Annotated in this window: 9 protein-coding genes and 2 pseudogenes; 1 reads left to right on the top strand and 10 read right to left on the bottom strand. The window is 62.1% G+C overall.

The window, feature by feature from the left end; genetic code table 11:
* Positions 1-291 precede the first annotated feature (291 nt).
* From BRA42_RS14440 to BRA42_RS14420, 5 genes and pseudogenes are all read right to left on the bottom strand, one after another.
* Positions 292-998, bottom strand: a pseudogene (locus tag BRA42_RS14440) (M48 family metallopeptidase).
* 54 nt (positions 999-1,052) lie between these two features.
* The gene (locus BRA42_RS14435) at positions 1,053-1,250 is read right to left on the bottom strand and encodes an ATP-binding protein (RefSeq protein WP_292408181.1); all 198 of its coding nucleotides are present in this window, start codon (positions 1,248-1,250) and stop codon (positions 1,053-1,055) included.
* Complete coding sequence (locus BRA42_RS14430) at positions 1,232-1,435, bottom strand: hypothetical protein (protein WP_292408179.1); 204 nt, start codon at positions 1,433-1,435, stop codon at positions 1,232-1,234. Before BRA42_RS14430 ends, BRA42_RS14435 begins: the two co-directional genes overlap by 19 nt.
* Before the next feature lie 302 nt (positions 1,436-1,737).
* Positions 1,738-3,903: a thioredoxin domain-containing protein gene (locus tag BRA42_RS14425; RefSeq protein WP_342770639.1), complete on the bottom strand. Its 2,166-nt coding sequence runs from the start codon at positions 3,901-3,903 to the stop codon at positions 1,738-1,740.
* A gap of 289 nt (positions 3,904-4,192) precedes the next feature.
* Positions 4,193-4,495, bottom strand: coding sequence for an Hsp20/alpha crystallin family protein (locus tag BRA42_RS14420; RefSeq protein ID WP_292408173.1), 303 nt, complete (start codon positions 4,493-4,495; stop codon positions 4,193-4,195).
* Positions 4,496-4,656: 161 nt separating this feature from the next.
* Between BRA42_RS14420 and BRA42_RS14415 the strand changes: the two genes are divergently transcribed.
* On the top strand, positions 4,657-5,046 hold the full coding sequence (locus BRA42_RS14415) for a hypothetical protein (protein ID WP_292408171.1): 390 nt from the start codon (positions 4,657-4,659) through the stop codon (positions 5,044-5,046).
* On the opposite strand, the gene BRA42_RS14410 is transcribed toward BRA42_RS14415, so the two are convergent.
* The 5 genes and pseudogenes from BRA42_RS14410 to BRA42_RS14390 form a co-directional block, all read right to left on the bottom strand.
* On the bottom strand, positions 5,021-5,266 hold the full coding sequence (locus BRA42_RS14410; protein WP_292408167.1) for a 4Fe-4S binding protein: 246 nt from the start codon (positions 5,264-5,266) through the stop codon (positions 5,021-5,023). The two genes, BRA42_RS14415 and BRA42_RS14410, sit on opposite strands and share 26 nt — an antisense overlap.
* Positions 5,263-5,790 (bottom strand): 2-oxoacid:acceptor oxidoreductase family protein, encoded by a 528-nt coding sequence (locus BRA42_RS14405; protein WP_292408165.1) that lies wholly within the window; start codon positions 5,788-5,790, stop codon positions 5,263-5,265. Before BRA42_RS14405 ends, BRA42_RS14410 begins: the two co-directional genes overlap by 4 nt.
* Entirely contained in the window at positions 5,783-6,895 is a 1,113-nt protein-coding gene (locus BRA42_RS14400) for a transketolase C-terminal domain-containing protein (protein ID WP_292408162.1), read from the bottom strand. Before BRA42_RS14400 ends, BRA42_RS14405 begins: the two co-directional genes overlap by 8 nt.
* Entirely contained in the window at positions 6,889-7,770 is an 882-nt protein-coding gene (locus tag BRA42_RS14395) for a thiamine pyrophosphate-dependent enzyme (RefSeq protein WP_292408159.1), read from the bottom strand. Before BRA42_RS14395 ends, BRA42_RS14400 begins: the two co-directional genes overlap by 7 nt.
* Positions 7,771-8,149: 379 nt before the next feature.
* Positions 8,150-8,585 (bottom strand): annotated as a pseudogene (locus tag BRA42_RS14390) (phenylacetate--CoA ligase family protein); the annotation flags it as partial.

Raw genomic sequence — 8,585 nt, 5'->3', positions numbered from 1 at the left:
TGAGGTGTTTCGGGATCACCTCCCCATATAAGTTGCCTTACAAATCAACGGACGTTGACATATGGGAGGTTGTAACCTCTAAGTCAACCGGACGTAACTCAGAGCCCGCACGGAAATATACGTCAACCCGGATTGACGTAGCGTCGATACATTTCTCCCGGAGTACGTCGTGTTGACGTGGAGCGGTGTTTTCGCTTACTGTTCGCGCGTTCAACAATTTTGAAGCATACTCCACGTTCGAGAACGTCTTCACCCGTTTTCCCAATAACTTCGCTTGTTCCAGCGGATGCTCTATATACTCACAGGAAGGTGTTCACACCGGCATCGTTTCAGTAGTTCCAGGTCTCGTGGCTTAACGGCGCCTGATTGAGCACATCGCGATAGTGTCGCCACTGTGGCATGAACCGATCCATCAGGTCCCTCTGACCGGCCGGTGTGATTCCGCTCCAGCAGATGGACCATCTCATGGACGACAACGTATTCGAGACATTGAACCGGTTTCTTCGCAAGCTCCAGATTCAGCCAGATCCGTCGGGCCTCAATGTTGCAACTGCCCACCTGGTCTTCATTTTTTTAACCCCCCAGTCGTCCACCGTTACCCCGAGCGTCTCCTGCCACACGTTGATCAGAGGCGGAATCAGAGCCTTGAGTTCCTTTCGATACCACTTGAGCATGACCTGTTCGCGTTTGACAGCGTCGCTTCCAGCCGGAACATACAGATCGATCCTTATCTTATTGCACACCTCAACCCGGGACGGGCCTGCACCCTCGACGACGTTCAGCAGATAGCGTTTGCCGAGGTAGTAGCGCGTCTCGCGGTAAGTGTACTCTCGCGGGCTCTGGCGTTCCTGGGCCCTGAATCGGGTTTGCTGCCGTTTGATCCACGGCAGTTTTGTGATCACCGCCAGCCGCACCACTTCGTCGTCCACGCGTAACGGCGCCGCCACCCGAATCCGGCCCTCGGGAGGGTACACCCCGAGATGCAGGCCTGTTTCCATCGCCGGATCTGCCATTCAATTCCTTTTGGCGTGATGCCGATTCGCTCATCAGGGTCAGGTTCTTCTCCCTAGTTTCTTCCCTGGTTTCGCCGGCACCGAGCCGTGGGCCTGCCGGAGTTTCTCGAGCGTCAGAGACGGCGGGAGCGTGCCCGGGTTCCAGACCTCCAGCCGGTCGGCAAAGAGCATCACCTGGATGCTGCCGTTACTGGTGTAGTCGCGGTGGGCGACGGCGTTCACGATCGCCTCTGCCACCACCTTCTTTTGGGGATCTCGTAGCGCACCGGCGCCTGCGGCCCGGCCTTCCGGGTGCCCACTGAGAGGGCGATCTTGCTGAGGACGAAATCCACCGCCGCGTCCACGAGATCGAAGACCGTGCCCTTGTAGACCAGGTAGGACGGGATCGGTTTGGCGACCTCGGTGCCGCGGAAGTGGCGCACTTGATCTCGGAGGAGATCAGAAACCGTTGCGGCTGTCTTCCGAAGAGGAGGACCGCCGCGTTTGTCATCTGCCCGTTATCAAGCAGGTTCAGGTGCTGCAACGGGTCATGGTGGGAGGCGTCGGGGGCGAGGGGGAACCGGCGGGTCGCTCTGGCCGTGCGGATGAACCACGCCATCCGTTCGGGGTCCAGGAGCCGGGATGTCCTCGAAGAACCTCCGCATCAATGCACCACATCCATAAGGGTCTCCCCCCTCCCCATATCGACCCCGTTTCGCATCATCGTACAGCCTCCTTTGCGCCGTCAGATGATCGGTTCCGGCGACCGCTCCTTCGACCCGATAAGCCGCAGCATCTCGTCGATATCGGTCGTCGGGATATCGCAGGCGTAGTTGGTGCAGACGTACGCCGTCGCCTTCCCCTCGATCATCTCGATGTCCCGGGTGAATCCGGCAATCCCGGCAATCTCCGGACTCTCCTCTTCGGCGGGGCGGAAGATGACGAGGCTGTCGGGTGAGTAGTGCGAGCGAACGGCACGGATCATCGCCGTTGTGTCCTCGGCGTCACGAATCCCGGTGACGATCACCTCAAAGTTCGGTCCCAGCATGAACTCGAGACCGGTGAGGAAGTGTGCGTGGGCGGTCGGGGCCTCGCGGACGGTATCGGCAAAGGCGGTCTTCACCCGGTTTGCCGTCTCCTCGAGTTCAAGGTTCGCCGTCATCCGCCCGAGGGCGAAGATGGCGTACATGGCCACGCTGTTCCCGGAGGGGATTGCCCCGTCGTAGACTCCTTTCTGGCGGACGGGGGCGTCCCCGTCGTCCGGAGAGAAGAAGAATCCTCCCCGGTCGCGGTCCCGGTAATGAGCGACAAGGTCCCGGGAGAGTTCGACGGCGGTCCGGAGGTAGCCGGGAGAGAACGAAGCTTCATAGACCTCAAGGAGAGCCCGGAGCATAAACGCATAATCGTCGAGGGTCGCGGTGATCCCGGCTTCGCCGTTCCGATAGCGGTGGAGGAGCCGCCCGTCGGGCCGGCGAAGGTTCGCAAGGACGAATGAAAGCGCTTTCTTTGCCGCGGCCAGGTAACCCGGATCGTCGAAGACCTGGGCCGCCTTCGCGAGAGCGGCGATCATGAGTGCGTTCCAGTCGGTGAGAATCTTGTCGTCCTTTGCCGGGCGGACGCGCTTTTCCCTGGCCGCAAAGAGTTTCTGCCGGGCATCCTCCACGAACCACGCGAGGTCCTCTTCCGTTGTCGAGAACTCATGGGCCCACGACGCCAGCGGGCGCCGCAGGCGGAGGATGTTCTTGCCCGTCCTCCTCCCGCCGGGCTGTTCCCGGTAGTTCCCCGGCTCCGTGACGCCGAAGATCCGGGAAAACCGCTCCCCGTCCTCCTCCCCGAGGACCCGGAGGACCTCGTCCTTCGTCCAGAGGTAAAACTTCCCCTCCTCGCCCTCGCTGTCCGCGTCTTCCGCCGAGTAAAACCCTCCGGCAGGATCGGTCATCTCACGCAGGACATACGCGATCACCTCCCGGGCGGTCCGGGCGAACTCCTCTCTCCCCGTCGCGAGGTAGGCCTCCGTATACGCTATGACGAGAAGCGCCTGATCGTAGAGCATCTTCTCGAAGTGCGGGACGAACCATTCCGCATCCGTTGAGTAGCGGTGAAACCCGTAACCGATCTGGTCGAAGATCCCGCCGCGCCGCATGGCGTGCAGCGTCTTCTCGACCATCGCGTATGCCGGCTCTTTCCCGGTCCGGCTCCCGTACCGGAGCAGGAATATGAGGTTGTGCGGGGTCGGGAACTTCGGCGCATCCCCGAACCCGCCGTTCTCCCCGTCGAAGACCCGGAAGAAGGTTTCGTAGGCCTCATCGAGGGTAACCTCGGAGAGTTCGCCCTCTCTCGGCGGGGTGCGGGCCGCGTTCTGTATCGCTTCAAGCACCCGGCTCCCGGCCGTCTCGAGTTCCTGCCGCTGGCTCTGCCAGACCTTGCTGATCCGGGGGATGAGATCCAGGAGACCGGTCATCCCGTAGCGGCTCTCCTTAGGGATATAACTCGCTGCAAAGAACGGTTTTTTGTCGGCGGTCATGAAGATGGATAGCGGCCATCCCCCTGTTCCGGTCAATGCGTAAGCCGCCGCCATATATACCTGATCGATATCCGGCCTCTCCTCCCGGTCCACCTTGATGCAGACGAAGACACTGTTTAAGAGTTTTGCAACCACGGGGTCCGCAAACGACTCCTTCTCCATGACGTGGCACCAGTGGCAGGCCGAGTAGCCGATGGAGAGGAAGATCGGTTTGTCCTCCTCCTTTGCTCGCATAAAAGCCTCATCGCCCCAGGGATACCAGTCGACGGGGTTATGGGCGTGCAGGAGCAGGTACGGGCTTTTCTCGTGGACCAGCCTGTTTGAAGGCGCCTCCTCCCGCACCGGTGCTCCGGGTGCTTCCGGTTCATGTCCGCGTGCCGGGTTCATACTTCTGACGTGCGGATGCAGGCTAATAAAGGTGACTCTTCCCGATGGAAGGGGGGCTCCGGATGGGACCGCCCGGAACTCTCTTCGCGTGGGTTAACCGCGTAGCGAACGGCGATACGCCCTCACGCGGAGGCGTGAAGCCCCGTCGATCGGTGCCTGTTGCTCCCCTTCGGGGAAGCCGCACTTCGCGTGGGACTCCGATGCCCCGAAGACTTTCGGCGGGATGACTCCTGACGGGAGGGTTTCTCCGGATTCAAAAAAAAGAAGAGATTTTGCCCGCGGAGTCCCCTCACTCCGCTATGGGGATCTCCTTCGTCTCCTCCGCAACCGGCTGGACGTAAGGGACGTCCACGGCTAAAAGGCCGTTCCTGAAGGTTGCCTTCGCCTTGTCGGGGTCTACGGGGCAACCGACCGCATAGGTCCCGACGTAACGGACGTCGCCGCGGATTGCATCGATGGAGAAACTGGTCTCCTGCATCTTGAAGGTGATGTCCTTCTTCTCGACGCCGGGCAGTTCAATCTCAATGTGCAGGTTCTCTTCATTCTCATCCGAGTAAGCACAGACGTAGGGTGCGACTCTCAACGCTGCCATCTCATAACCTCCTTGACGGCAACAGAGGTGCGGGTGTGCTATTTAACGTTTGTCTTTCACCCTGTTCCGGTCTGTGCGCGGCAGGTAGCCGGTCGCCCCGCGGGGTGGAGGGCCGCCCTCCGGAACGGAGGTTTTATCTTCGGGCCGCCAAGTGTCATGTCATGAGCGAGCGGTTCATCTTCACCCGGCACCGCACCCGCTGCTATCATTGCGGTGAGATTGCCGACCAGGTCATAAAAGCGGTCTCCGCACAGGCACAGGTGATCTGCTCCGCCTGCGGGGTGACGCGGATCTTCGTCCCGCGGTTTGAAAACGCCGGAGCGACCGGGGTCCGCACCAGTATCGGGCGTTACGGTGTCTGGGAACTCGAGGCCGGCGCCCGGTGCAAAAATTGCGGAGTCACGGGGCCGCACGACCTCGTGATCGGGAGCAGCCACTTCACGACCCGGTGCCGGAACTGCGGCTACACCCACTTTTACCGGTTCAGCCTTGAGTATGTCGCCACCTGCCCCATCGACGATGGGGTCAGCGCTCCTCCCGCACCATGGTGATGGCCTGCTTCGGGCACTCGTTTGCGCAGACGCCGCATCCCTTGCAGTAATCGAGATCGATGTTCAGTTCCCTGTCGATGACCCCGTCCGGGCAGTACTGGGCGCAGAGCCCGCAGGCGTTGCACGTCTCCTTGTCCACCACGGGCCGGAACGTCCGCCAGGACCCCGTCTTCCCCGAAGAAGCCTCCGTAGGTCTGCTGAGCGCAAGCCTCTCTCTCATGCCCGCACCTCCTCATACGCCGCTTTAGCGGCCTTCACGTTCCGTTCGTCGGCAAACATCTCGCGGATTGCTTTTTCCGCCGACGGGAGGGTGATGATGCCCATCTTCGCGAGCGCCCCGAGCACCGGGGTGTTGAGGATGGGGCTCCCGGCGACCACAAGGTTCTGTGCGAGCGCGATCCCGGTCAGGTCGACGTAGGAGCAGGTCCCGTTGCATCCGGGGAGCGCGTGGGCGCTGTTCAGGAGGACCGTCCCATCGGGTTTGAGGCCCTGCAGGACGTCTACAACATCCATGATGCTCGTATCAAGGACGATCACGAGGTCCGGCTCGTGGATCTGACTGTAGATCTTGATCGGCCGATCGTCGATCCGGACAAACGAGACGACCGGCGCCCCGCGCCGCTCCGCCCCGTAGAACGGGCAGGCGGTTGCATGTTTTCCGTCCCGGAATGCTGCGAGGGCGAGGAGCTTTGCAGCGGTGACGCCGCCCTGCCCGCCCCGGGAGTGGATTCGTATCTCATACACGGTCGCTCACCCCGAACCAGGTCTCCTCACCGGGATGCCGGTTCCGAACAAAGTCGGCGATGTCGTTGTAGGTGACCTCCTGACCGCCGAGGCCGGCGATCACGCTGTAGGGCTCGACGCCCGTCTTCGCCCTGACGGCATGCGCAACCACGCCGCCGAAGCCGAAGGAGTAGTCGCGGTCGATCACCACGACCTCCCGGCCGGCAAGGTCGAGGTCCGGGAAGGGGCGGAACCAGCGCAGGCGCATGGAGCCGGCCCGCAGTCCCTCGTCGCGGAGACGGTCGACCGCCACCTCCGCCTCTTTGCCGAGCGTCCCCATGGCGACGACGACGACGTCGGCGTCCTCACACCGGTAATCCTCGGTCGGGCCGTAGGAGCGGCCGAACCGCTCCGCGAATTCGCGCTCGACGTCCGCGATCACGCCCCGGGAATCGCGCATCGACCGCTCGATATCCCAGCGGAACTTGAAGTAATCATTCGAGAAGGTCATGGGGCCGTAGACACAGGGGTTCTTTGTATCGACGGCGTGCGGGAGATGGTAGGGGGGCAGGAAATCGCCGACCTCCACGGTCTCCAGTGACTGCATGATGTGGCTGAGCGCGAACCCGTCCAGGTTAACCATCACGGGGAGAAGGACGCCCTCGTTCTCGGCGATCCGGAACGCCATCAGGGTGGTGTCGTAGGCTTCCTGGACCGTGCTCACAAAGACCTGCAGCCACCCCGTGTCGCGCTGGGAGAAGGCATCGCTGTGCTCCGCCCAGGTGTTCCACCCGGGCCCGAGCGCCCGGTTGACGTTCGCCATGACGATCGGGAGGCGCGCGCCCGCCGCCCAGTGGATCATCTCGTGCATGTAAAGGAGACCGTGCGAGCTCGTCGCCGTGAAGGTGCGGACGCCCCCGGCGCTCGCCCCGATGCAGGCGGCCATGGCCGAGTGCTCGCTCTCCACCGGGATGTACCGGCCGTCGAGTTCTCCTGAATTGACGTACTCCGCGATCTGCTCCACGATCTCGGTCTGGGGGGTGATCGGGTATGCGGCGACGACGCCCGGCTTTGCGTTCCTCACCGCGGCGGCAACCGCCTTGTTGCCGGTTGCAATCGTCAGCATGCGCCTGCCTCCTCGCGGGAAAACCGCTGGATGTTCCGTTCCACCTGCTGACGCATCTCGTTTAAGACTTCCTGGCTTAAGTTCTTGAACCGGCCCTGGCCCCGCAGGTAATCTTCCAGGGGTGCGGGTTTCTTCATCGCCGTCTTCGACGGGCCGCTGATCGCGAGTTTTCCGAGCTCACGTTCGTAGAGGATCCACGTCCCGGTCTTCACCGCAAGTTTCCCCATCTCGACCGTCTTCTCCGTGGGGTAGCGCCAGCCGGGCGGGCACGGCGCAAGGATATGGATGAACTTCGGCCCCTCGACGGAGAGCGCCTTCTTCACTTTCTTGTAGAGATCGATGGGGTAAGCGCTGCAGGCGGTCGCCATGTAGGGCGGGTTGTGCGCCTCGACGATCCGGTCGAGGTCCTTTTTCGGCGTCGGTTTGCCGCCGGGCGTCGTGGTGGTGCGCGCACCGAGGGGCGTTGCACCCGACCGCTGCATGCCGGTGTTGCCGTACGCCTCGTTGTCGTAGCAGATGTAGAGAAAGTCGGTCCCGCGCTCAAAGGCCCCGGAGAGCGACTGGAGCCCGATATCGACCGTTCCGCCGTCGCCTGCGTAGACGATGACGTTGGTCTTTTTCCCGAGCGACCGGAGAGCGTTGCTCATGCCGGAGGCGCAGGCGGCGGCTGCGGCAAATGCTATGTTATAGACGGGCACGTTCATCGCCGTGCCGGGGTAGGCCCCCTGGATGACGCTGGTGCAGCAGGCGGGCACGACCAGAACGGTATCGGGACCGGCCGCCTTGAGCACGTAGCGCAGACACAGGGAAGAACTGCACCCCGCACAGGCGGACGTACATTTATAGAGATACTCTTCCTCTGGAATCGCGGACACTTGTTTACACTCCTCTCATTTACCTATCTGTCATCATTTGTAATGAGGGTATTGCGGTTCCGGCCGTGATCCGCCGGCCGGCCCCCGGCAGAACGACCGGAAAAACGGGCGAGAATTGAGTTATGCGCCGGGGACCGGGACCGGGACCGGGTCGGGCGACGTCGGGGCCATCCGGGCTTCCGCATCCATCGAGCGGAGGGAGCGGAGTGTAGCACTGCAGGCAGAAGGGTGTCAACCACCCCCTCCTCGCGTCGAGGGGCTCGGCCCATGATCCTGAAGATCCGGACCGCCGTCTCCAGGAGAGGAAAGAGGCCGTTGTGGTGTATCCGGCAGGGTAACTCTCGTCGTTCCCCCCTCATGTAGCCCTGTGCACGGCCTCTCAGATCAGATGGCCCCACCGATCTAACGGCAGGTCCTGTATCAGGAACCGGTACTTGCCGCGCCGGGTGCGGGGGATCTTGCCGACAAAGCGGATGGTCACGTCCACGCCGTTTTCAAACTTTCTTCCGAGTTCGCGGAGGATGCGTTCCGTATCCCGGTAGGTATACCCCGGTTTTTTCACGATCCGCATCAGAACCTCTCCTTTCTTACTCTGGTAGAACTGAAATTGTGCAACGTTGTCGAAGACACTGGAGTGCATGTTCACCGCCGTCATTGATATGAGCCGATGATCCTTCGTCACGATGAAGTCCTGCACCCGTCCTTCCACCCTCTCGAGCAGCGGATAACTCCGCCCGCAGGTGCAGGGGTTCCCGGCCGCTACGGCAAGGTCCATGGTCCGGTATCGGATGAGAGGGCAGACGAAGTTGGTGAGG

The sequence above is a fragment of the Methanoculleus sp. UBA374 genome (assembly GCA_002508705.1).
GTDB classification, from domain to species: Archaea; Halobacteriota; Methanomicrobia; order Methanomicrobiales; family Methanoculleaceae; genus Methanoculleus; species Methanoculleus palmolei.
Note: the sequence above shows the minus strand (reverse complement) of the source record. Positions and strands in the feature narration are given on the sequence as shown.

Bases quoted from the DNA above. Each gene is read 5' to 3' on its own strand.
- BRA42_RS14425 (WP_342770639.1), bottom strand. From the start codon at position 3,903: ATGAACCCGGCACGCGGACATGAACCGGAAGCACCCGGAGCACCGGTG.
- BRA42_RS14420 (WP_292408173.1), bottom strand. From the start codon at position 4,495: ATGGCAGCGTTGAGAGTCGCACCCTACGTCTGTGCTTACTCGGATGAG.
- BRA42_RS14415 (WP_292408171.1), top strand. From the start codon at position 4,657: ATGAGCGAGCGGTTCATCTTCACCCGGCACCGCACCCGCTGCTATCAT.
- BRA42_RS14410 (WP_292408167.1), bottom strand. From the start codon at position 5,266: ATGAGAGAGAGGCTTGCGCTCAGCAGACCTACGGAGGCTTCTTCGGGG.
- BRA42_RS14400 (WP_292408162.1), bottom strand. From the start codon at position 6,895: ATGCTGACGATTGCAACCGGCAACAAGGCGGTTGCCGCCGCGGTGAGG.